Consider the following 21,207-nt stretch of genomic DNA (forward strand, 5'->3'; position numbering starts at 1 on the left):
TCCGGCATCAGGCGGAGATCGCCAGCTTTTCCTTGTGATAGAGGCGGGCGGCCAGCACCCACAGCACGCCACAGATGGCGAGGCTGCTGCCGAGATAGGTCGACCATTCCAGTACCGAGATCGCCTCGCCGCGGACCAGGCGGATGATCAGCTGGTTCTGGGCCAGGAAAGGCACGGTGAACTGCCAGAGCTGGTCCTTGACCGGATTCACCATCAGCACGATGGTCGGGATCAGCGGCATCAGCATTAGCACGCTCATGTAGCTCTGCGCCTCCTTGACCGACTTCACCGAGGCCGAGATCAGGGTCAGCAGGCAGGTGCCGAGCAGGACCATCGGCACCAGCACCAGCAGCACGCCGAGCGCCGCTGCGGTGTCGAGGTTGCCGCCCAGCTTGCCCTCGGCGAAGACGAATGTCAGCTTGAGCGCGACGATCAGAAGCACAAGGCTGATCATTCCGAACACGGTCGAGGCGAGGATCTTTCCGCTCATGATCGCCTCGCGGGCCGCCGGTGTGGCCAGCAGCGGCTCCAGCGACTGCCGCTCGCGCTCGCCGGCGGTGGAGTCGATGACGATGGCCGCGCCGCCGAGGAAGGCACTGAGGATCAGGAAGTAGGGCAGCATGAAGGCGAGGAACTGGCTGCTGCGGGCCTCCGGCGTGGCCAGATCGCGGCTGGTCACCAGCACCGCGCTGTCGAGCTGGGTGTCGACCCCTCGGGAGAGCAGGCGCAGCTTGCCGGCGGTGGCCGAGTAGCCCTGCAGCACGCCGCGCACGCGGCGCAGGGGAATCTCGGTGTCGCGCCGGGTGGAATCGAAGATCAGCTCGACCTCGGCCGCCTCGCTGCGCCGCCACTGGTCCGGGTAGCCCTCGGGAATGCGCAGGATCACATCGTGGTTCTGCTCGCGCACCTCGAGGTCGGGGTCTTCAGGCGCCGGCAGCACCTCGATATTGTGCGTGCCGATGTAGGCGACCAGATTGGGCGCGTGCTGGGCGCCCACCACAGGCAGCTTGAGCGTGCTTTCCAGCTGGGTGGTGGCGCGTTTCTCGGCGAGATGGCCGACGCCGAGCAGGAGCAGCGGCAGCAGCACCGGGCCCATGAACAGGCTCAGCATCACCGTCTTGCGGTCGCGCATCAGGTCGGTGAGTTCCTTCAACATCACCGCGATCACGGTCTTCATGCGTGCAGGCCCTCCTCCGAGCCGATCGCCTTGACGAAGGCGTCCTCAAGGTTCTCCTCACCGGTCAGCGCGCGCAGCTCATCCGCCGTGCCCTGGGCGACTACCGCGCCCTTGGCGACGATCACGATGCGATCGCAGAGGGCTGCGACCTCCTGCATGATGTGGCTGGAGAAGATCACGCAGCGGCCCTCCGCGCGCAGGGTCCTCAGGAACTCGCGCATGGCCCGCGTGGTCATCACGTCGAGGCCGTTGGTCGGCTCATCGAGGATGACGTTCTTCGGGTCGTGGACCAGGGCGCGGGCGATCGCGGTCTTGGTCCGCTGGCCCTGCGAGAAGCCCTCGGTCTGCCGGTCCATGATCTCTTCCATGCCCAGTGCCTTCTCGAGTACCTCGCTGCGCGCGCGGATCACCGCCTCGTCCATGCCGTGCAGGCGGCCGAAGTAGGCGATGTTCTCGCGCGCGGTCAGGCGCTTGTAGACGCCGCGCGCATCAGGCAGCACGCCGAGCTGCCGGCGCACCGCCGCCGGATCCTTGGCCGCGTCCACGCCATCGACCTCGACCCGGCCCTGGTCGGGGCTCATCAGGGTGTAGAGCATGCGCAGCGAGGTGGTCTTGCCGGCGCCGTTGGGCCCGAGAAGGCCGGTGATCTCGCCGTCGTGGGCCTCGAAGCTGACCCCGCGCACGGCCTTCACCGTGCCGGTCTTGGTCTTGAACGACTTGTGCAGGTTGTCGACGCGAATCATGGTTCAGGGCTCCCATCCGTAGGGCCCCGCGAACGGGGGCAGGGGCTTCAGGCGCTCGAGGCAGGCGGCGTCCAGCGCCGCCGGGTCGGCCTTCTCGATGAACTGGGCGAGCAGCTTGGGGGCGCAGCCCAGGCCGAGCACGCTGTGGCCCTGACCCGGCAGCACCAGGTGCCGCGCCCTGTCCAGGGATTCCGCCACCTCGTCGCCGTAGCGCGGCGGGGTCACCGGATCGAACTCGCCGGAGAGCAGCAGCACCGGCAGGTCGCCGGTCAGCGGTTCGCGGAACACCGGATCCCGGCTGCCGCGCGGCCAGACCGCGCACTGCGCCTGGGTGAACTCGACCAGCTGGTTGCCCAGCACGCTGGCATCCTGGGCCGGATCGGCGCGCAGCTCGTCGGCGTCCTCGGTGCAGCTCACCGACAGCTGCATGCCGTGGTAGATCTGCTCGGTCAGGCTGCCGGTGATCGCCTCGGCCTGGGCCAGCATGGCTGCATAGCGGCCCCCGGCGGCCTGCTCCAGCAGGTAGGGCAGGGTGGTCGCGGTTTCCGGCGAGTAGGCATACATGCGCAGCAGGATGGCGAGATGGCCGAACTCGGGCGTCGCCTCCTTCCACTCGCCGCTGCGCGCGTCGCGGTAGCTCACCGGGGCGATGTCGCCCTCGCGCAGGGTCTGCGAGACCTGATCGAGCAGCTCCCGCGGGTTGCCGATGTTGGCGCTGCAGCCGGCATCCTCCCGGCAGCGCTCGAAGTGGGTGTCGAGCGCCTGCTGCAGGTTGGCGGCGTGGTCGGCGCCCAGCACCAGGCTGTTCGGCACCACCGAGTCGAGCACCACGCTCCGGGTGGCCTCCGGATAGCGCTTGGCGTACTGCTGCGCCACCCGGGTGCCATAGGAGATGCCGACCAGGTTGATCCGCGCGACGCCCAGTGCCCGGCGCACCTCGTCGAGGTCGTCGATGTGCTCGCCGGTGGAGTAGAAGCGCAGATCGGCCTCGCGGCCAAGCGTCTCGGCGCAGCGGCGGGCGAAGTCGCGCGCGGTATCGAGGTCCTCGCTGGTGCCCTCGGTCAGGTTGGCACGGCCCTCGCTGTCGCGGCAGACCAGCGGCTGCGAGTCCCCGGTGCCGCGGGCGTCGACCAGGATGATATGGCGGGATCGGCGCACATCGCGGAAGGCGGCATGCACCATCGGGTAGGCCTGCTTGGCGGCCTGACCCGGCCCGCCGGCAAGCATGAACACCGGGTCCGGATCGGCAATGCCGTCGACCGGGATCCAGCCGATGCCGAGCGTGATGCGGCGGCTCTCAGGATCCTCGCGATTCTCGGCCACCTCCAGGGTGCCGCACTGCGCCTCGACGGCGACCGGCATGCCGGGCGCCTGCAGCGAGCAGGGCTCGAAGCGGATCTGGCCATAGGCCCGCTGACCCGGTTCGAGCGAGACCCGGGCGGCCGCCACCGGCGTCGCGCCGGCCGGACCCGACAGCAGAGACGCGGCCAGAAGGACGATGGGTATCGATCTCATGTTTTCCCCTGAGCGATGAACATGCGTGGTTGCATTACGTTGGGCCGGCCTGGATGTGACATCCCCACCGTCCTGGCGGCCCTGCCGTCCGCGGTGCAACGGTCCGCTACTTGGAACTTACGTACTTCTCGCGGCGGATATGCGGCACCGGCAGGCCGGCCACCTTGAGCACCTCGAAGGCGGCATCGACCATGTTCGGGTTGCCGCACAGATAGGCGATGTCGCGCTCGGCATCCGGCGCGAACTCGGCCAGCGCGTCCTGCACGTAGCCGCGGCGGTCGTCCGGCCGCGGCGGCGCAGCCGCTTCCCGCGAATAGCAGGGCACGAAGCGGAACCAGGGTCGCGATTCGGCAAAGGCGATGAACTCGTCACCGTAGAGCAGTTCCTGCGGGCTGCGGGCGCCGAACAGCAGGACCACCTCGACCCCGCGCTCGGCGTGAAGGGCCTCCAGCTGGGGCAGCATGGCCCGGTAAGGCGTGACGCCGGTGCCGGTCGCCACCAGCAGGTAGCGCGCATTGCGGTCGGGCGGCATCAGGCAGAAGCGGCCAAACGGGCCCGAGGCCTCGATGCGGTCACCGACGGAAAGGGACTCGAACAGGGCGGTCGCCGCGCCGCCGGTAACGTAGGACACCGCGATCTCGACCGGCGAGTCGGCGTCCTGCGGGCGGCCGTCCGAGGTGGCGATGGAATAGCTGCGCTTGGTCGGCGTGCCGTCGGGATAGTGGAAGTGCACCTGCACGAACTGACCCGGCAGGAAGGCCAGCACCTCGCCATCGTCTCGCTGGAAGACCAGGTGGCGGACGCTGGGTGCAAGCATGCGGCTGCCGACCAGGCGGAGGGGGAAGTGCTTGGGCACGGGTTTGATCCGTCTTGCGCAAGGGGGCGCCTATACTAGCGGCCCCGCTGCGCAGCCGCCCGTGAAGCCGCGCGCCAGCCCCCGAACAGGATCCCCGGATGAGCGAGACCCCTGCGCTGCGCCTGCGCGGCCTGAAGAAGACCTACGACAACAAGGTGGAGGCGCTCAAGGGCATCGACCTCGACGTCGAGCCGGGCGACTTCTTCGCCCTGCTCGGCCCCAACGGCGCCGGCAAGTCGACCCTGATCGGCGTGGTCAGCTCGCTGGTCAACGCCAGCGCGGGCGAGGTTTCGGTGTTCGGCATCGACCTGCTGCGCCAGCGCTCGCTGGCCATGCGCCAGATCGGCCTGGTGCCGCAGGAGATCAACTTCAACATGTTCGAGAAGCCCTTCGACATCTGTGTCAATTACGCGGGCTTCTATGGCGTGCCGCGGCCCGAGGCCGAGCAGCGCGCCGAGCACGAACTGCGCGCCGCCCATCTGTGGGACAAGGCCCGGGTGATGAGCCGCACCCTGTCCGGTGGCATGAAACGCAGGCTGATGATCGCCCGCGCGATGATGACCCGGCCGCGCCTGCTGATCCTCGATGAGCCCACCGCAGGGGTCGACATCGAGATCCGCCGCGGCATGTGGAAGACCCTGCGCGAGGTCAACGCACGCGGTACCACGGTGATCCTCACCACCCATTACCTCGAGGAGGCCGAGAACCTCTGCCGCAACCTCGCCATCATCGATCACGGCCGGATCATCGAGCAGGGACCGATGAAGCAGCTGCTGGCCAAGCTCGATGTGGAGGGATTCCTGCTCGACATCGACGGTACGCTGCCCGCAGGCCTGCCGCGGGTCGAGGGTGCGAAGCTGGAGGCGGTCGACGAACACAGCATCGACCTCGAGATGCCGCGCGACATGGACCTCAACCGCATCTTTGCCGCGCTCGGCGAGGCCGGGATCCGGGTCCGCTCGATGCGCACCAAGACCAATCGCCTGGAGGAGCTGTTCGTCCGCCTCACCGGTCCGGCAGACGCCGCCGCCGGCCAGACCGAGGGAGCCCGCGCATCGTGAATCCGTCCCTGCCCCCTGCCCCCGTGACGCCCTCCGCGCACCCGAACTGGGTGGCCTACCTGACCATCGTCCGTCGCGAGCTGACCCGCATCCTGCGCATCTGGGGCCAGACCCTGGTGCCGCCGGCGATCACCATGACCCTGTATTTCCTGATCTTCGGCAGCCTGATCGGCTCGCGGATCGGCGACATGGGCGGGTTCGACTACATGGACTTCATCGTCCCGGGCCTGGTCATGATGAGCGTGATCCAGAACGCCTACGGCAACATCTCGTCGAGCTTCTTCGGCGCCAAGTTCGGCCGCCACGTGGAGGAGCTGCTGGTCAGCCCGCTGCCGAACTGGGTGATCCTTTCCGGCTATGTCACCGGCGCGGTGACCCGCGGCCTGCTGGTCGGCATCATCGTGCTCGGCATCGCCATGTGTTTCACCGACGTGCGCATCCCGCATCCGCTGGTCATGGCCAGCACGGTGCTGCTGGCGGCGACGGTGTTCTCGCTCGCCGGCTTCGTCAACGCGGTCTACGCGAAGAAGTTCGACGACATCGCCATCGTCCCGACCTTCATCCTGACCCCGCTGACCTACCTTGGTGGCGTCTTCTATTCGGTGACCCTGCTGCCCGATTTCTGGGAGGCGGCCAGCTGGTTCAATCCGGTGCTGCACATGGTCAACGCCTTCCGCTACGGCCTGCTCGGAGTCAGCGACGTGCCGCTGTGGATCGCCTATGCGGTGATGCTGGGCTTTGCCATCGGCCTCAGCGCCGCGGCGCTGTTCCTGCTCAAGCGGGGCGTCGGCCTGCGCAGCTGAACGCTGCGCAACGCCATCGTGCGGTTTACACGGGGTTTACTCCGGGCGCCTGAGGCTGGCTTAAGCTGGTCGCATACCTTCGCGGAGCGCCGCCATGTTGCGAATCCTGCCCCTGGCCGCCCTGGCCCTGCTGCTGGCCGGCTGTGCCAGTTCGCCTTCCTATCGCTACTACGGTGAGCGCACCTACAGCGACGGCTACGGCGGTCAGGTGGTGGCCGAGCCGGTACGCAGCTACCAGGGTGGATATGTCAGCCCGGTCTGGTACGACTACCCGGCCTACTACTCCCTGTTCTGGTCGATCAACCGTTCCTACGTCGATCCCTACTGGAACCCCGGCTTCTACTACGGGGTGACCTGGTTCCCGCGCAACTACTACAGCGTGCTCTACCGCAGCTGGCACGGCCCGGGTTATTACAGCGGCTGGTACGGGCGCCACTGGAACTTCCACCTGGCCTATTCGCCCTATCGCCATGCCTGGGTCGACCACTACTACGACTGGTACCCGTGGTACGTGACCTATCCCCACGTGCACCGTTACTACCCGGCGCGCTATGGCAATCCGCGCAATGAGGCCGAGCGCCTGACCCGCTACAGCAACGCCTATCGCGGCGACGGCCTGCCGGCCGGTCAGGGCATCTCCGGCTTCGGCCGCGCTGCACGCAGCCAGGCCCTGGTCGATGCCCGTCGTGAAGGCTGGCGCGGGGCCGACTACGGCAGCCCCGGCGGGCGTGGCCGCGCCGACCCGGACGTCTCAGGATTCCGCCAGCCGGCCACCGGCCGCCTGCCCACGGGCCGGGCCGGCGAGCCGTCCGCGCGCCAGGATCCACAGGTCTCGGGATTCCGCGGTCCGGAGTACGGCGATGCGCCGCGCCAGCTGCCGCCGCGCAGCGCACCGCGCGAAAACCGCGCCTGGCGCGACGAGGGTGTCGCCTACCCTTATGACGGCAGCAATGCGCCGGTGCGTGGCCGGCCCATCGAGCGACGGGAGGCCTCGGTCGGCACGCGCTCATCCTCGATCAGCCTCCCCGAAGCCCGCTCGCGGGGGAACGTCGCCGGCGGTCCGCCACGCGTCGGCGGCACCTACGGCAGCAACCCGGTGGAGCGCGCCGAGCCGCGCAGCGCGCCCATCCAGCGTGCGCCCATCCGGGGCGGGGGTGACGACTACGCTGCACCGCCCCGCCGCGAGATCCCGCGCTACCAGGCAGCGCCGCAGCCGCGCTACCAGGCGCCGGCCCGCGAGGCACCCCGTTACGAGGCACCAGCCCGCGCCGAGCCGCGCTATGAGGCCCCAGCCCGGCAGCCCCGCTATGAAGCCCCGGCCCGCGTCGAACCGCGCTATGAGGCCCCGCGCCCCGAACCCCGCTACGAAGCCCCGCGCGCCGAGCCTCGCAGCTACTCGGCGCCGGCCCCGCGGGAGCGTGCCGAACCGATGATGCGCGGCGAGCCACGTGTCGAACGGCCGAGCCGCGACGAGGAGTAGTCCGGGCATCCGGAAGCGTTCAGCAGGACGCTAGTACCGTCTGGAAAATAGTGGTAGAAACTGACGCACTGGGTCGGTTTCAGACCGACACTGCGGGGCGCTCCGGTTCCTCGCAGACCACCTATCCGGCGTCCGGGTCGGGTCTTCTGGATTCCCCCTGTTCCTTCGACCCTCCCGGGCGCCGGATACCCTCCGGCCCCGCCCCAAGGGCAAAGAAAAACGCTGCGGCGCGCCGGATCCTTTCGGAGGGCGACACCGCAGCGCGGTGCTTCCCCACCTCGTGCGAAGGCCGGCCCCTGTTCAGTCCGGCCCGACGCCACGGCGCTCGCCGGGGTGGGTGCGGGGTAAAGCCTGCAGGAAGCGGGCCAGGTCGGGGAGTACACTGGACATACAGGCAGGACAAACCCCCGGATCGCCTCCGTGGCGGCCGGGCTGGCCGCTGTGCGCTCCGACCTCGGCCGCTCGACCTTCTGAGCGCAGGACCCGCGAGCGTAGTCGGCGGCGGTGCCGGTAACGGAAGCTGGAACGAAGTGTGATGAATGACAATCGCTATGACGTGATCGTGGTCGGTGGCGGACATGCCGGCACCGAAGCCGCCCTCGCCAGCGCCCGAACCGGCGCCCGCACCCTGCTGCTCACCCACAACATCGAGACCGTGGGCGCGATGAGCTGCAACCCGGCCATCGGCGGAATCGGCAAGGGCCATCTGGTCCGCGAGATCGACGCCCTCGGCGGCATCATGGCGCGGGCAGCCGACCATGCCGGGATCCAGTGGCGGCGGCTCAACGCCAGCAAGGGCCCGGCCGTGCGCGCCACGCGCTGCCAGGCCGACCGTGGCCTGTATCGCGCCTTCATCCGCCGCGCAGTCGAGAACCAGCCCAACCTGTCGGTCTTCCAGGCCGCCGTCGACGACATCCTCATCGAGCAGGACCGCGTACGCGGCGTGGTCACCCAGCTCGGCCTGCGCTTCAAGGCCGACTGCGTGGTACTCACCGCTGGCACCTTCCTCGCCGGCAAGGTCCACGTCGGCCAGAGCACCCACGCCGCCGGACGCGCTGGCGATCCGCCGGCCACCGCGCTGGCCGCCCGGCTGCGCGAGGGACGCTTCGTGGTCGACCGGCTGAAGACCGGCACGCCGCCGCGCATCGACGGCCGCAGCCTCGACTATTCGCTGATGGAGGAGCAGCCCGGCGACGCCCCGCGGCCGGTGTTCTCCTTCCTCGGCTCCACCGACGACCATCCGCGCCAGATCAGTTGCTGGATCACCCACACCTCCGAACGCACCCACGAGATCATCCGTGAGGCCCTCGACCGTTCTCCGCTCTACACAGGTCAGATCGAGGGTATCGGCCCGCGCTACTGCCCCTCGATCGAGGACAAGGTGGTGCGGTTTGCCGAGAAGGCCAGCCACCAGATCTTCGTCGAGCCCGAGGGCCTCGACGTGGCCGAGATCTATCCCAACGGCATCTCCACCTCGCTGCCCTTCGATGTGCAGGTGGCCCTGGTGCGCAGCATCCGCGGTTTCGAGAACGCGCACATCACCCGGCCCGGCTACGCCATCGAGTACGACTTCTTCGACCCGCGCGGCCTGCGCGCTACGCTGGAGACCAAGGCCGTCGACGGCCTCTTCTTCGCCGGGCAGATCAACGGAACGACAGGTTATGAGGAAGCCGCCGCCCAGGGCCTGCTCGCCGGGCTGAACGCGGCCCGCCGGGCACGCGGCGAGGACGGCTGGAGCCCGCGCCGCGACGAGGCCTATCTCGGCGTGCTGGTCGACGATCTGGTCACCCACGGCACCAGCGAGCCCTACCGGATGTTCACTTCGCGTGCCGAGTACCGACTGCAGCTGCGCGAGGACAATGCCGATGCGAGGCTGACCCCGGTCGGCCGCGAGATGGGCCTGGTCGATGACCGTCGCTGGCAGCGCTTCGAGGCCAAGCAGGCCGCGGTGGCCGCCGAGACCGCCCGACTCGGTGGCATCTGGCTGGGTCCGGGCAATGCCCTCGGTCGTGAGCTGGAGGCGCGCCACGGCGTCGCCCTGTCGCGCGAGGTCAGCGCGCTCGACCTGCTCAAGCGCCCGCCGCTGGACTACGCCGCCCTGGTCCAGGTCGAAGGCCTGGGACCCGCCCTCGACGACGCCGAGGCGGTCGAGCAGATCGAGATCAGCACCCGCTACGCCGGCTACCTGCAGCGCCAGCAGGAAGAGATCGCCCGTCAGCGGCGCAGTGAGGGCACGCCGATCCCGCCGGGCTTCGACTACGCCGGCGTGTCCGGACTGTCGGCCGAGGTGCGACAGAAGCTGGAGCGGGTCCGTCCGGAATCGGTCGGGCAGGCGATGCGCATTCCCGGCCTTACGCCGGCGGCCATTTCCCTGCTGCTGGTGCACCTCAAGCGGCTCGGCGGCCGCACCGCAGCCTGAACGGAGCGCATGGCCTTCGCGGCGAAGGCACGCGCCAGCCCGTAAACTCCAGTTCCTTCCACGTGCACTGCCCGACCGATGAGCGAGGAGTACGAGCGCCACTTCCGCGAGCTTCTTGCTCGCCGGCGCCGTCTGCGCAAACTGCTCAAGCCGCTCCCCCGTCGCGCCAATGTCCGGCGCTACCCGGTGCTCAAGTGGTTTGCCCGCCAGGCCGCCGCGCGACCCTACCTGTGGTCGTTTCGCCGCGAGAACGTGCTCCCGGCCATCTACATGGGAAGCGTGGTGTCCCTGCTGCCGCTCTACGGGGTTCAGCTTGTCGTCGCCGTGGTGCTGGCCATCTGGCTGCGCGCCAATCTCACGGTGACCGTCGCCCTGCAGTTCATCACCAATCCCTTCACCATCGCCCCGATCTATCTGTTCACGACCTGGGTCGGCGTGCAGCTGATGGAGGCGATGTCACTCGGCGAAAGCCTGCCGCGCGCCATCTATGTCACCAACGCGCTGATGATCGGTGGCGTCGTGGTCGGACTGATCGTCGCCCTGCTCTGCGACCTGGGCTGGCGCTTCCTGGCCTGGGAAGCGCGCCGCTTCCGCAATCGCCTGGCCGCGCACCGGATCCACAAGGAAATGATCCAGACCGGGCGTGACGACAGCGCGGCCGCGGGAGAGTCGTCCTAGGTGTTGCCCGCCGGGTTGCCTCAGGGCGCGGAGCACACTGCAGGCCGCCACGCGCGGCGAGTGCAATGGACCTCCGGTTCGGGCGAAAGGATGACATTCATAGGGTGCGGCTGGCCGCACCGGGCATACCGTCCGAACGCCCGTATCGTTGCACCAAGGCACACCCTATGGGGCTTCGCCGACGCCCAGCGAAGCCCGACTGTGGGAGCGCCCTTGGGCGCGAACGCAGCGCTACGGATTCACCACAGACCGTGGCCAGAGCGGAACTCCGCGGTCGCGCCCAAGGGCGCTCCCACAATTTGACCGCGGCAAGGTCTGCTTTGCGGCGCAAAGAAGAGGTTCATAGGGTGCGGCTGGCCGCACCGGGCGTACCGTCCGAACGCCCGTATCCGTGCGCCCAAGGCGCACCCTATGGGGTTTCGCCAACGCGCAGCCAAGCCCGACTGTGGGAGCGCCCAAGGGCGCGACCGCGCGGTGGCGTGTCACCACAGACCGAGGCAAGGGCGAAGCTCCGCGGTCGCGGCCATGTCCGCTCCTACGAAAAGCCCGCCCATCAGAAGCCGTGGCGGACGGCAGATATGCGCCCGAACGCGTCCTTCCACTACCCCCACGGCCTCGGCTCCCGAACTGCTGGAGATCCTCTAGCCGCGGCTACGGCAGCGAGGCGGCGGCGTCTGGTTCGGCTTCGGGTTCCGATTCGGCTTCGGCGGCGGCGCCTGGAGCCACGATGGAGTAGCCCTCGGCCTGCAGCTCGGTGAGCAGGCTCTCGGCGCCGACGACCCAGGCGATGGGCAGGACCGCGAAGCTCGTTTCCACCTCGGTCAGGGCCTTGCGCGCCTCGTCCAGCCACAGCGTGCGCAGGCGCTGTTCGACATCGGCGAAGCCGTAGCGCTCGGCGATGGCGGTGCCGAGCAGGGCATCGACGCAGGCGCGGTTGGCGTCGCGCCATTCCAGCGACTGCAGCAGGTCGACCGCACCCAGCGCCCAGGCATTGGCACGCAGCTTCATCGGTTCGATGTCGGTTTCCAGGCGGATCAGGGTCTTCTCGAAGCAGTCGAGGTCCTCGAGCTGCGACTCGTTGAAGTCCTTGAGCAGGGCCTTGGGATCCTCGATCACGATATCGAGAACCGGGTCGACCACCTCGCGGTCGGTGCGCTTGGCGATCTTTTCCACCCGCTGCTGGGCGAGGTTCTTCCAGGACAGGTCCTCCTCGTCCAGCGCCTCGGAGAACAGGGTCTGCGCAGCGACCAGCGGGCGCCGCTTCTCCACCGAGCGGCTGCGCGGCATGTACTTCTTCTTCTGCACCGTCCAGCGCGCGTACAGCGGCGCGGGAACGACCTCCGCCAGCGGTTGCTTGCCGGGGTTGTTGCGCGCGCGCATGGCGGCGGGAATCAGCCCCAGGCGGGCGAAGAACCCGACCTTGACGTCGAACCGGCCACCCGGGGTGTAGAGCACCCGGTCAGCCTCGGCGACGCGGCGTTCCACCTCGGTGGCGGTCCATTCCATGCGCTTGGGTAGCGGCACCAGGCTGGCCAGCACCCACATGCGATGGCCTTGCGGGGACTCGACGCGCCAGAGGCCGGGACCGGGCTGCTCGCCGGTGACCACCACCGTGTCCAGCACCTGGGTGGGGAGCTCAGGAGGAGGCTCATCGGCCCGGGCGACAAGGGGGCACAGCAGGGCACACAGCAGCAGGGGGCGCAGGGGCATGGCGATCCGGTGACGGGATGTCTGGCGCGGCGAGCTTCCGCCGCGGGCGATGAATCCCGCGTGTCCGGAACGAGGCTTCGTTCAGAGCAGGGCGCGGGGGCTGACGAGGATGCCGTCCTCGTCGGCATACAGCCAATCGCCGGAAGTCATGCGCACGCCGAGGAATTCCACCGCCCCATCGGCCGCACCGCCGTGCGCACCCTTGGCGCTCTTGCGCGGATGGGTGGCCAGGGCGCGCACGCCGACTGCCTGCTCGCGCAGCTCGACGTGGTCGCGCACGCAGCCATTGACGACGATGCCGGCCCAGCCGTTCTTCACCGCCAGTTCCCCCAGCATGCCGCCGACCAGGGCGCAGCGCAGCGAGCCGCCGCCGTCGACCACCAGCACGGCGCCGTTGCCCGGCGTTTCCAGCGCGGCGCGGACCAGGGCGTTGTCCTCGAATACCTTGAGCGTGCGGATCGGCCCGGCAAAGCGCCGGCTGCCGCCGAAGTCCTGCAGCCCGGGGGCGAGGATCGGACAGTCGGGATGGGCGTCGGAAAGATCGGCTACGGCAAAGTCCATCAGGAAGGCTCCTTGTCGTCGGGTGAAGATTCCGCGCTGCGCACGGCGCGCGCCATCAGCCCGAGGCCGCCGGCCAGGAGGGCCAGCATCAGCAGCGTGTTGAATAGGCTGGTCGGGCGGAAGTAGATGTTCAGGTTGGCCAGGATGCCGGCGAAGATGATCACCAGCCCGGCGAGCAGCAGCAGCCAGCCCAGCACCGAGCGTCCGTTGAAGAACAGCAGCCCGGTGCCGGCAATGAAGGGCAGGAGGGAAAGGCCGAAGCTGTTGTAACCCCACAGCGCCCAGCCCCCGCTGTGCACGGTGACCTGGTTGACCAGTAGCCAGCCGCCGGCTACAGCCATCACGAATCCGATCAGAAACGGGCCGATCCCGCCCGGTGTGCCGCCTGCGCCCTGCATGGGTCGTCCCCGCTTAAGCCGACGCCGATCATAGCCGGACGCCGGCGGCGAATCAGATCAGCGCATGGGCCAGGGTCGAGACGCTCAGCAGCAGCACCACACCGCCGGTGAGGCCGGAAGCCAGACGCGGCGGCACCCGGCGGGCTGCGAGCGCGGCAATCGGCGCAGCGATCAGCCCGCCGATCAGCAGGCCCCCGACCACCGGCAGGGCCTGCGGGCCGACGACCTGCCAAAGCAGGGCGGCGACGGTCACGCTGACGAAGAACTCGGCCGCGTTGACCGTGCCGACCACGGTCCGCGGCGGCACCCCACGGGCAATCAGGGTGGTGACATTGATCGAGCCCCAGCCGCCGCCGCCGATGGCGTCCAGGAAGCCGGCCAGCAAGCCCTGGGGCGGCGGTGCCAGATCGCCGGGCGCCACCACGCGAGGCGGACGGGGCCGAAAGGTGCGCCACAGCACCAGCAGGCCCACGATCAGCAGGTAGCCCGCGACCAGCGGCTTGATCTTGGAGCCGTCGACCCAGCCAATCAGCAGGGCGCCCAAAGCGGCCCCCGCAACACCGGGCAGGACCAGACGCCAGAACAGCCTGCGATCGACATTGCCGAGCGCCCAGTGGCTGGCGCCCGAGACCGCGCTGGTACCGACCTCGGCGGTGTGCACACTGGCCGAGGCCAGCGCCGGAGGGGCCCCCATCGAAAGCAGGAGGCTGGTGCAGGTGATGCCGTAGGCCATGCCCAGGGCGCCGTCCACCAGCTGCGCGGCAAGGCCGATCAGGATGAACAGCCAGATGTCCTCCATTCCGCCCACGTTCCATCCTCGAAGACCGGCCCAGTGCACGGTGACGCTAGTGTCGGACCGGCAGGGCGCAGGCGGGAAATGATCCCGGGGCATGAGCGGAGGCATGTGGCCGACTCCCCGGTGGAACCCGGGCGCAATGCCCTGTCCAGGGTCGGGGAATCCACCGGCGCTGTCGCCGCCACGGTCAGCGCCATCGACGCAGGCGAGGTCGATCGTCAGCTGAAGCGGGACATCAGGGCTCGTGCGCCTTCAGCCCGACGGGCTGATGCGCCACCAGGTGGGCCGCTTCGGCCTGTCGGGCTGGGCGTCCACTACGTTGCGGTGGAGACCGACAAGCTGCCGATCGATCGCCGAGGCCCAACGGATCGCCGCGCGCCCCACCCGCCTCCGGCTCGGGTCTGCCAGCTCCGCCCGATGGCCGCCCGCAAAAGGCCATAATCGGCGGCCATCCTTGCGCCGAATCCAACTGCCGAACCGCCGATGAGCCGCCCCGCCAGCGCCACGATCCACACCGATGCCCTGCAGCACAATCTGGCCGAGGTGCGCCGCCGGGCGCCGGGCAGCCGGGTGATGGCGGTGGTCAAGGCCGACGGCTACGGCCACGGGCTGGAACGCGTCGCCCAGGCCCTGGCCGGGGCAGATGCCTTTGGTGTGGCCTCGATTGCCGATGCCGAGCGCATTCGCGCCACCGGCTCGTCCAAGCGCATCGTCCTGCTCTCGGGCTTCTTCGAGCCCGCTGACCTCTCGCTGATCCGTCGCCTGCAGCTCGACACGGTGGTCCACCACGAAACCCAGCTGGCGATGATCGAGGCCGACCGCGACCCGGCGCCGCTGCGGCTCTGGGTGAAGTTCGACTCCGGCATGCACCGGCTGGGCTTCGACCTCGCCGACGCCGAGCGCGTGGCCGAGCGGATCCGTGCCCTGCCGCAGTGCGCCGAGGCCCCGGTCTGGATGACCCACTTCGCCCGCTCCGACGAATTCGAGGCCGCGGCCACGGCCGATCAGGTGGCGCGCTTCGATGCCGCCCTCGAGTGCCTGGGCGGTGCCCGCTCGCTGAGCAATTCGGCAGCCGTGCTCGGCTGGCCCGCGGCGCATCGCGACTGGGTCCGCGCCGGCGGCGCCTTGTATGGCCTGTCGGTGGTCGCAGGCAAGACCGGCGCCGACTTCGGCCTGCGCCCGGCGATGAGCCTCACCAGCCGCCTGGTCGCGGTGAACCATGTGCCAGAAGGTGAAGCCATCGGCTATGGAGGGGTCTACGTCGCCCGCCGCCCGTTGCGCGTGGGCATCGTCGCCCTGGGCTATGGGGATGGCTATCCGCGCGTCGCGCCCAGCGGCACGCCGGTGCTGGTCGGCGGCCAGCGCGCGCCCACCGTCGGCCGCGTCTCCATGGACCTGATGGCGATCGACCTCAGCCACCTCCCCGCCGCTCAGGTCGGCGACCCGGTCACCCTCTGGGGCCCCGATCTCCCGGTCGAACATATCGCCGAGGCCGCCGGCACCATCAGCTACGAGCTGACCTGCGGCATCACCCGCCGCGTCCGCTTTGTCGAGGATTGATCATGCGAGGCGCCGGAAAGGCGCCGCTCCGGTGCGGAGTCCGGCTCCATTGCGGCACCCGAACCAGAACCCCTTCCCAAGGATTGCCCTCGGGCGCGCCCGCACAGACGCGCCCTGCATGAACCCATCGGCTCAGGAAGACTCCCGACGCCTCCAGAGAATCCAGAGACCCGCGGCTGTGCCAATCCAGCCACTGGCCCAGATTCCCAGCACCGGCCAACCGCTGTAGCTGTGGCGCAACACTGCGGGCGCGAGCGCATTGGCAACGTCGTGCGCAGCGTCGACGCCGGCTGCGGACACCAGATGGCCGAGCAGATAACAGGCGCCCACACAGGCGAGGACGGGCGTGCGTTCAAGCGCAGTCCGAATTGGTCGAGTGACAAGGGAGGCAACTCCGCCGAGCTGAATGCCGGACGTGGTCGCCTCCCGACGCGCCTTCAACCTGCGCACCGCGGCGAGGGTAGCCGGCGATGGTGGAATGGGACGTCTTGTCTCCAATGATTCGACCGCTGGCGCGGTCTCGACGCGGCAGGCTGGCGCACTGTGCGACAGCTCGACCTGCTCAACAGAAGCACCTGGCAATCTGGATTCGGCCGAGAGCGGCCTCACGGTTCCGCGTGGGGTTGGCCCCGCCGCCTCGGTACGCTGCAGCCAAAGCAGAAGACTCAGGGTGATCGCCAAAAGCAGGGGAAGGTAGGGCCCCGGCCCTTGCAGACTGGCCAGGCGACACGGCGCGCGTCGAGGGATCGACCGGCCGTGGGCGCCGAGGTTGCCGACGACGAATCCGACCGTCTTCGCGGTGTCCCGCGATTCACCCCAGAAATAGCATGGCGAGGCTGCTGGGGCGGGCTGGTCAGCGGCGCGTTCCTTGGCATCCAGCGCCTGGTGCGACTGCGCAGGAGATGGCATGGCGCGAGGCTGTCGACGGTCGCCGGAAAGACCATGCAGCGCGAGCGTGCACACCAGTCCCGCCACCAGCATGACGACAATCGCCCGGTTCGTACGTGGTGTTCGAGCCGCGTCCCCCATGCGGGGGTGCCAGATCTGTCTCGACAGCCAGCGGCCCAGTCTTCCGCCCAGCACCAGAACCACCGCGACGGCGCCGACCGCTGCAGCCCATGCGATGGACGCCCCGATCGCACCGAAGGGAACGCTCGCCAGCACCGCCACCGTGACCGCCACCAGCCAAGCGCAATAGGCCAACAGCACCATTACCCAGCGATCATTCGGGCGTGATGGGTGGCCGCCAGTTTCCGCGCGCCCGGGCAACTTCTGTGAATCTCCGGCCATGATCGGTCACCCCCGACAACGGTGCGGCTCACCCCAGCCCGACCTCACCATGCTCTCCGGGGGCGACGTTTGTGAAGTGCCGCCTCATCGCGCGCAGTCATCGCCGGCATGGGTACCCACGACCCGGCGCCGCTACGTCGGCGGCGTGGCCGTGCAGGAAATCGTCGGCAATTCGGTCTCGACAAAGTTCCTCCTTCACGACCATCTGGGCTCGGTGGCTCGCGTGGTTTCGACCAGCGGCCAGGCGCTGGAGACCATGGACTTTGGTCCCTTCGGCGACCGGCGGAATCCCTCCGACCCCCGGTCAAGGTCGACCGGCGTCCAGAACACCTACACCAATCGCGGTTTCACTGGCCACGAGATGCTGGATGGACTGGACATCGTCCATATGAATGGCCGCATCTATGACGACAGCCTTGCGCGCTTCCTGCAGGCCGATTCGCTGATCCAGTAGCCGTTCAATCCGCAGAACTTCAACCGCTACAGCTATGTGCTGAACAATCCATTGAATGCGACGGATCCGAGTGGGTTCTCGCGCAGAATGGGCTGGATCGTGCCGTCTTTCATGGATTCTGCGGGGGCACGGTAGAAGTGCTGAGCCGAGGATCGTTCGGCAACGGCCATGTAAACGTCGGCTGGTGGACTGGGCCGGGAGGCAGCTGGCACCTGGAAAGCCCGGTGTCATCGATGAATCCGCGCCACCTGTCCTTCCTGCTCGTTTCGAGCCGAACGCCTGGCTGGCGAAGCTGAGCTGCATCGAGTCCCGCTTCTGCCGGATCGTAGGCAGCGCCCAAGCGCTTCTCGACAAAGTTCAGGAGATCGGCCAGCGCTGGCTGATTGTCAGGCGGGTGGTACGGCTGCCGATGTGGGCAGGGCAACGTCCAACCATCTTCGGACTCCGACCTCGGAGCTTTGATCCGGGCCTGATGGCCTCCCTGCTCCTGACGTAGAGCCGACCTGAGCTGGTCGGATTGTGTGCACACCGAGTCGATCGGTTCACCTGACGGAATCCACGGCACTTAGCATCGTTGCCGCACGTTCTTGCCGAGCGTGGCTTGGACCGGTCGTTGTTTGTGGGTGTCCACGTTTGTGGGGGGGTGTCCACGTTTGTGGGGGTATGCGTATCCACGTTCTTGCGACCTGGCGCAGCCCTGGTCGCCAGTGCCCCTTTCCAGGGTCGCAGGGCCACAGAGAGCATCGGGTGACCCCTCTCCCGCGAGGGGAGAGGGGTAGTTGCTGAATGGTGTCGCCTCGAATGATCAGGCGCTATGCGGGCCGTTCCAACTACGGGGCAGTGAAGCTGCCTTGCAAAGACACCCCATTGAACGTGCTGTAGGCGCGCAGCGTCACAAAGTACGTGCCGGCCTGAACATTGTTTATCGTGCAGGTCTCTGCGTTGCCGGACTGGTAGGGGCGGCAGTCGTAGCTCGTTGCGGTGGGTGCCGAGCCGAACTTCACGTACAGGTCGGCATCACCGCTACCGCCCGAGGTGACGAACTTGAGATTGCTAGCACCAGCCGGCACCACCAGCGTATAGGTGGCGGTCCAGCTGCCGGACACTGCCGAGAGACCGGTCACGGCCACGCCGTTGCAGAGTGCCGTTCCATTACAGCTGCCCGCCCCCACGATCACCGAGATCGATCGGGTGTGCTGGGCGCCCCCGTTGTCGAATACGGTCAGCGCAACCGTGTAGGTGCCGGGCGATGCATACGACTTGCTCGGGTTCACGGCGTTGGAATGGCTGCCGTCACCGAAGCTCCAGCTGCGCGAGACAATGGTGCCGTCGGCGTCGCTGGAGGTGTCGGTGAAGTTCACAGTCAGGCCGTTCACGCTGTGGGAGAAGTTGGCCACTGGCGCGACATTGCTGCCGCCGGTGCCGGTGCTGTAGCTGCCGGTGAGCGAGACACCCGAGAAACTGGAATAGGCGCGCAGCATCACGTAATAGGTGCCCACCTGCGCGTTCGACATGTTGCAGGTTTCCGCATTGCCGCCTTGGTACGGCCGGCAGTCGTAGCTGGTCGTGGTGGGTGCCGAGCCAAACTTGACGTAGAGATCTGCATCGCCGGAGCCGCCTGAGGTGACGAACCTGAGGTTCGAAGCCCCCCCCGGCACGTTCAGCGTGTAGGTGAGCGTACTGCTGCCCGTGCTGGCCGAAAGTCCGGTGACGGCTACCCCATTGCAAAGCGCGGTGCCGCCGCAGGCCGGCGCGGTGACGACGACCGACACCGTCTTGCTGTGGGTCGCGCCCCGATTGTCGCTGACCGTCAGCGAAACGCTGTAGGTGCCGCCCGCGGCGTAGGTCTTGCTGGGATTGGTGGCCGTGGAGTTTGTGCCGTCGCCGAAGCTCCACTGCCGCGCCACGATGCTGCCGTCGCTGTCGCTCGAGCTGTCATTGAAGCTCGCCGTCAGTCCGTTGGTGGCGTAGCTGAAGTTCGCCGTCGGCGGCGCATTGGGCGCTGACACGGTGACCTGCCGGGTGATCGATCCGACTGCGCCGGCATTGTCGGTCACGTTGAGCACCACGCTGTAGGTGCCACCGACGGCGTAGGTCTTGACCGGATGCTGCTGGCTGGAGCTGCTGCCATCGCCGAATGTCCAGTGCCAGCTCGCGATACTGCCATCCGAATCACTGGAGGCGTCGGTGAAACTGGCAGTGAGGTTGGATGTGCTGAAGGAGAAGTTGGCGCTGGGTGCAAGGTTGGCGCCGGTGGTGCCGTACAGCTCGGCGCTGGCCAACGGACCGGGCCCGCCGGTGAACAGCACTGCCCCGCTGTCCAACAAGGTGGCGGTGAACATTCGAGTGCGGGCTGCGTTCAACCAGTCCGCGCTTGACCAGATCTCAAGCACTGGATCGAAACGCTCAAGGCTGTGGGTGACCGAACCATTGGTGTAGCCGCCGGCGACCAGGAGGCCACCATCTGGCAGGGCGACCGCCGCATGTCCGGAGCGCGCAATCGCCAGACTGCCGGTAGTAGTGAACGCGCCGGTGAGCGGATCGAACAGCTCGGCACTGCCCTGCTTGCCTTGGCCGTTGAGTCCACCGCTGATCATGACCCGCCCGTCGGCCAAGGCCGTTGCCCGCGTCGAATAGCGCGCGACCGCCATCGATGCGGTGGGCGCCCAGGTATCCGTCGCCGGGTCCCAGAGGTCGGCGGTGGAGAGGGCCGCGCTGGACAGGTCCTGCCCACCGGCCAGCAACACCCGACCATCCGGCAGCAGGGCGGCGCCGGCTCTTGAGCGTCGCGTTGGCAGGGGTTTGGCCTGACTGAAGTAGCCGGACGCAGGATCAAACATCTGATAGTTCTGGCTGCCGATCACCATCACCCGCCCATCGAGCAGGCTCACCATGGACGGGCTAGAAACCGACTCGTTGCCAGTCATCTGACCGGGCGTCTGGCTCCAAGCGCCTAGGCCGGGATCATAGATCTCCGCGCTGCGCAGGAACTCGCCTCCGCTTGCGGACTGCCGTACGCCACCCGCTACCAGGATGCGCCCGTCGGCCAGCGCCGCAATGCCGTGCTCTCCACGGGCACTGAGCAGCGAACCGGTAGGGGAGAAACTGCCGCTGGCCGGATCATAGATCTCGACGCTTGCCGTGCTGATGCCGCTTTGCGAATGACCGCCGGTCACCAGGACCCGACCATCCAAGAGCTTGATCGCCGCGGCCTCGGAACGCGCCACGGACATGGAACCGGTTGGTTCGGCCGCGGTGGCGGCCAGTGTCCCGGCGAGAAAGGTCAGGGAGAACAGATGAAGGAGGCGCTTGGTCGCAGAGCCTGCGGAATACCCACGAAAGTCGCGTAAGGGACTGTGCATATAGGGGTGTGTCTCGTCACCTGAAGGAATGGGAACAGCCGCTCACCTCGCCATGCGAAGGAGCGGGTGATTACTCACAAATCTCCTGAAACGCTCTAGGTCGATTGAGCGAAGAAGAATCTTCCTGATAAGTCGATCATCAGACGCAGCTCCCCCCAAGCCAGCCGGCAGGCGAATCCATGCCCACCGACGCCCCTGTCGACGACCGTAACCGTCCGACGTGACGACGAACGAATAAACAGCGAGCCCCCGAGCCAGACAATCGTCTGCCTGCCTTCATGCCGCGTCAATCCTCTCCGGGGCGCCGCAATCGTGGACAGCCACCTTGAAGATTGTCCGGCACC

The 21,207-nt window shown here is 68.2% G+C and carries 17 protein-coding genes; 7 read left to right on the top strand and 10 right to left on the bottom strand.

Annotated elements, in window-relative coordinates:
* Positions 1-7: 7 nt before the first annotated feature.
* The 4 genes from M0G41_RS02100 to M0G41_RS02115 form a co-directional block, all read right to left on the bottom strand.
* Complete coding sequence (locus tag M0G41_RS02100) at positions 8-1,177, bottom strand: ABC transporter permease (RefSeq protein WP_248204640.1); 1,170 nt, start codon at positions 1,175-1,177, stop codon at positions 8-10.
* Positions 1,174-1,920, bottom strand: coding sequence for an ABC transporter ATP-binding protein (locus M0G41_RS02105; RefSeq protein ID WP_248204641.1), 747 nt, complete (start codon positions 1,918-1,920; stop codon positions 1,174-1,176). The genes M0G41_RS02100 and M0G41_RS02105 overlap by 4 nt, the downstream gene beginning before the upstream one ends.
* Before the next feature lie 3 nt (positions 1,921-1,923).
* On the bottom strand, positions 1,924-3,435 hold the full coding sequence (locus M0G41_RS02110) for an alpha/beta hydrolase (RefSeq protein WP_248204642.1): 1,512 nt from the start codon (positions 3,433-3,435) through the stop codon (positions 1,924-1,926).
* A gap of 106 nt (positions 3,436-3,541) precedes the next feature.
* Positions 3,542-4,291: an FAD-binding oxidoreductase gene (locus tag M0G41_RS02115; protein WP_343226457.1), complete on the bottom strand. Its 750-nt coding sequence runs from the start codon at positions 4,289-4,291 to the stop codon at positions 3,542-3,544.
* A gap of 98 nt (positions 4,292-4,389) precedes the next feature.
* Here M0G41_RS02115 and M0G41_RS02120 point away from each other — a divergent pair, with 98 nt between their 5' ends.
* From M0G41_RS02120 to M0G41_RS02140, 5 genes are all read left to right on the top strand, one after another.
* Positions 4,390-5,352, top strand: a complete 963-nt coding sequence (locus tag M0G41_RS02120; RefSeq protein ID WP_248204643.1) for an ABC transporter ATP-binding protein — start codon at positions 4,390-4,392, stop codon at positions 5,350-5,352.
* On the top strand, positions 5,349-6,155 hold the full coding sequence (locus M0G41_RS02125; protein ID WP_248204644.1) for an ABC transporter permease: 807 nt from the start codon (positions 5,349-5,351) through the stop codon (positions 6,153-6,155). The genes M0G41_RS02120 and M0G41_RS02125 overlap by 4 nt, the downstream gene beginning before the upstream one ends.
* A 94-nt stretch (positions 6,156-6,249) precedes the next feature.
* Complete coding sequence (locus M0G41_RS02130) at positions 6,250-7,635, top strand: hypothetical protein (RefSeq protein WP_248204646.1); 1,386 nt, start codon at positions 6,250-6,252, stop codon at positions 7,633-7,635.
* Positions 7,636-8,170: 535 nt separating this feature from the next.
* Positions 8,171-10,054, top strand: a complete 1,884-nt coding sequence (gene mnmG, locus M0G41_RS02135; RefSeq protein ID WP_248204647.1) for a tRNA uridine-5-carboxymethylaminomethyl(34) synthesis enzyme MnmG — start codon at positions 8,171-8,173, stop codon at positions 10,052-10,054.
* A gap of 78 nt (positions 10,055-10,132) precedes the next feature.
* Positions 10,133-10,732 carry a DUF2062 domain-containing protein gene (locus tag M0G41_RS02140; RefSeq protein WP_248204649.1) on the top strand — a complete coding sequence of 200 codons (600 nt, stop codon included), beginning with the start codon at positions 10,133-10,135 and terminating at the stop codon, positions 10,730-10,732.
* A 651-nt stretch (positions 10,733-11,383) separates the two neighbouring features.
* Here M0G41_RS02140 and M0G41_RS02145 read toward each other — a convergent pair.
* The 4 genes from M0G41_RS02145 to M0G41_RS02160 form a co-directional block, all read right to left on the bottom strand.
* Positions 11,384-12,442 carry a TraB/GumN family protein gene (locus M0G41_RS02145; RefSeq protein ID WP_248204650.1) on the bottom strand — a complete coding sequence of 353 codons (1,059 nt, stop codon included), beginning with the start codon at positions 12,440-12,442 and terminating at the stop codon, positions 11,384-11,386.
* An 81-nt stretch (positions 12,443-12,523) separates the two neighbouring features.
* On the bottom strand, positions 12,524-13,003 hold the full coding sequence (gene rraA, locus M0G41_RS02150; RefSeq protein ID WP_248204652.1) for a ribonuclease E activity regulator RraA: 480 nt from the start codon (positions 13,001-13,003) through the stop codon (positions 12,524-12,526).
* On the bottom strand, positions 13,003-13,344 hold the full coding sequence (locus tag M0G41_RS02155; protein ID WP_248204653.1) for a hypothetical protein: 342 nt from the start codon (positions 13,342-13,344) through the stop codon (positions 13,003-13,005). The genes rraA and M0G41_RS02155 overlap by 1 nt, the downstream gene beginning before the upstream one ends.
* Before the next feature lie 109 nt (positions 13,345-13,453).
* Entirely contained in the window at positions 13,454-14,200 is a 747-nt protein-coding gene (locus M0G41_RS02160; protein ID WP_248204751.1) for a sulfite exporter TauE/SafE family protein, read from the bottom strand.
* A gap of 480 nt (positions 14,201-14,680) precedes the next feature.
* Here M0G41_RS02160 and alr point away from each other — a divergent pair, with 480 nt between their 5' ends.
* The gene (alr, locus tag M0G41_RS02165) at positions 14,681-15,757 is read left to right on the top strand and encodes an alanine racemase (RefSeq protein WP_248204655.1); all 1,077 of its coding nucleotides are present in this window, start codon (positions 14,681-14,683) and stop codon (positions 15,755-15,757) included.
* Positions 15,758-15,889: 132 nt separating this feature from the next.
* Here alr and M0G41_RS02170 read toward each other — a convergent pair whose 3' ends face one another.
* On the bottom strand, positions 15,890-16,969 hold the full coding sequence (locus M0G41_RS02170; protein WP_248204658.1) for a hypothetical protein: 1,080 nt from the start codon (positions 16,967-16,969) through the stop codon (positions 15,890-15,892).
* A gap of 76 nt (positions 16,970-17,045) precedes the next feature.
* Here M0G41_RS02170 and M0G41_RS02175 point away from each other — a divergent pair, with 76 nt between their 5' ends.
* Complete coding sequence (locus tag M0G41_RS02175) at positions 17,046-17,501, top strand: RHS repeat domain-containing protein (RefSeq protein WP_248204659.1); 456 nt, start codon at positions 17,046-17,048, stop codon at positions 17,499-17,501.
* 830 nt (positions 17,502-18,331) lie between these two features.
* On the opposite strand, the gene M0G41_RS18580 is transcribed toward M0G41_RS02175, so the two are convergent.
* A complete protein-coding gene (locus M0G41_RS18580; protein ID WP_343226458.1) occupies positions 18,332-20,728 on the bottom strand; it encodes a PKD domain-containing protein in 2,397 nt (798 codons plus the stop codon).
* Between the last annotated feature and the right edge of the window lie 479 nt (positions 20,729-21,207).

The sequence above is a fragment of the Pseudomarimonas salicorniae genome (assembly GCF_023156535.1).
GTDB classification, from domain to species: domain Bacteria; phylum Pseudomonadota; class Gammaproteobacteria; order Xanthomonadales; family Xanthomonadaceae; genus Pseudomarimonas; species Pseudomarimonas salicorniae.

Bases quoted from the DNA above. Each gene is read 5' to 3' on its own strand.
- M0G41_RS02170 (WP_248204658.1), bottom strand. From the start codon at position 16,969: ATGGTGCTGTTGGCCTATTGCGCTTGGCTGGTGGCGGTCACGGTGGCG.
- M0G41_RS02155 (WP_248204653.1), bottom strand. From the start codon at position 13,344: ATGGCTGTAGCCGGCGGCTGGCTACTGGTCAACCAGGTCACCGTGCAC.
- mnmG (WP_248204647.1), top strand. From the start codon at position 8,171: ATGAATGACAATCGCTATGACGTGATCGTGGTCGGTGGCGGACATGCC.
- M0G41_RS02160 (WP_248204751.1), bottom strand. From the start codon at position 14,200: ATGGAGGACATCTGGCTGTTCATCCTGATCGGCCTTGCCGCGCAGCTG.
- M0G41_RS02110 (WP_248204642.1), bottom strand. From the start codon at position 3,435: ATGAGATCGATACCCATCGTCCTTCTGGCCGCGTCTCTGCTGTCGGGT.
- M0G41_RS02140 (WP_248204649.1), top strand. From the start codon at position 10,133: ATGAGCGAGGAGTACGAGCGCCACTTCCGCGAGCTTCTTGCTCGCCGG.
- M0G41_RS02145 (WP_248204650.1), bottom strand. From the start codon at position 12,442: ATGCCCCTGCGCCCCCTGCTGCTGTGTGCCCTGCTGTGCCCCCTTGTC.
- M0G41_RS02130 (WP_248204646.1), top strand. From the start codon at position 6,250: ATGTTGCGAATCCTGCCCCTGGCCGCCCTGGCCCTGCTGCTGGCCGGC.
- rraA (WP_248204652.1), bottom strand. From the start codon at position 13,003: ATGGACTTTGCCGTAGCCGATCTTTCCGACGCCCATCCCGACTGTCCG.
- M0G41_RS02100 (WP_248204640.1), bottom strand. From the start codon at position 1,177: ATGAAGACCGTGATCGCGGTGATGTTGAAGGAACTCACCGACCTGATG.
- alr (WP_248204655.1), top strand. From the start codon at position 14,681: ATGAGCCGCCCCGCCAGCGCCACGATCCACACCGATGCCCTGCAGCAC.
- M0G41_RS02105 (WP_248204641.1), bottom strand. From the start codon at position 1,920: ATGATTCGCGTCGACAACCTGCACAAGTCGTTCAAGACCAAGACCGGC.
- M0G41_RS02175 (WP_248204659.1), top strand. From the start codon at position 17,046: ATGATCGGTCACCCCCGACAACGGTGCGGCTCACCCCAGCCCGACCTC.
- M0G41_RS02120 (WP_248204643.1), top strand. From the start codon at position 4,390: ATGAGCGAGACCCCTGCGCTGCGCCTGCGCGGCCTGAAGAAGACCTAC.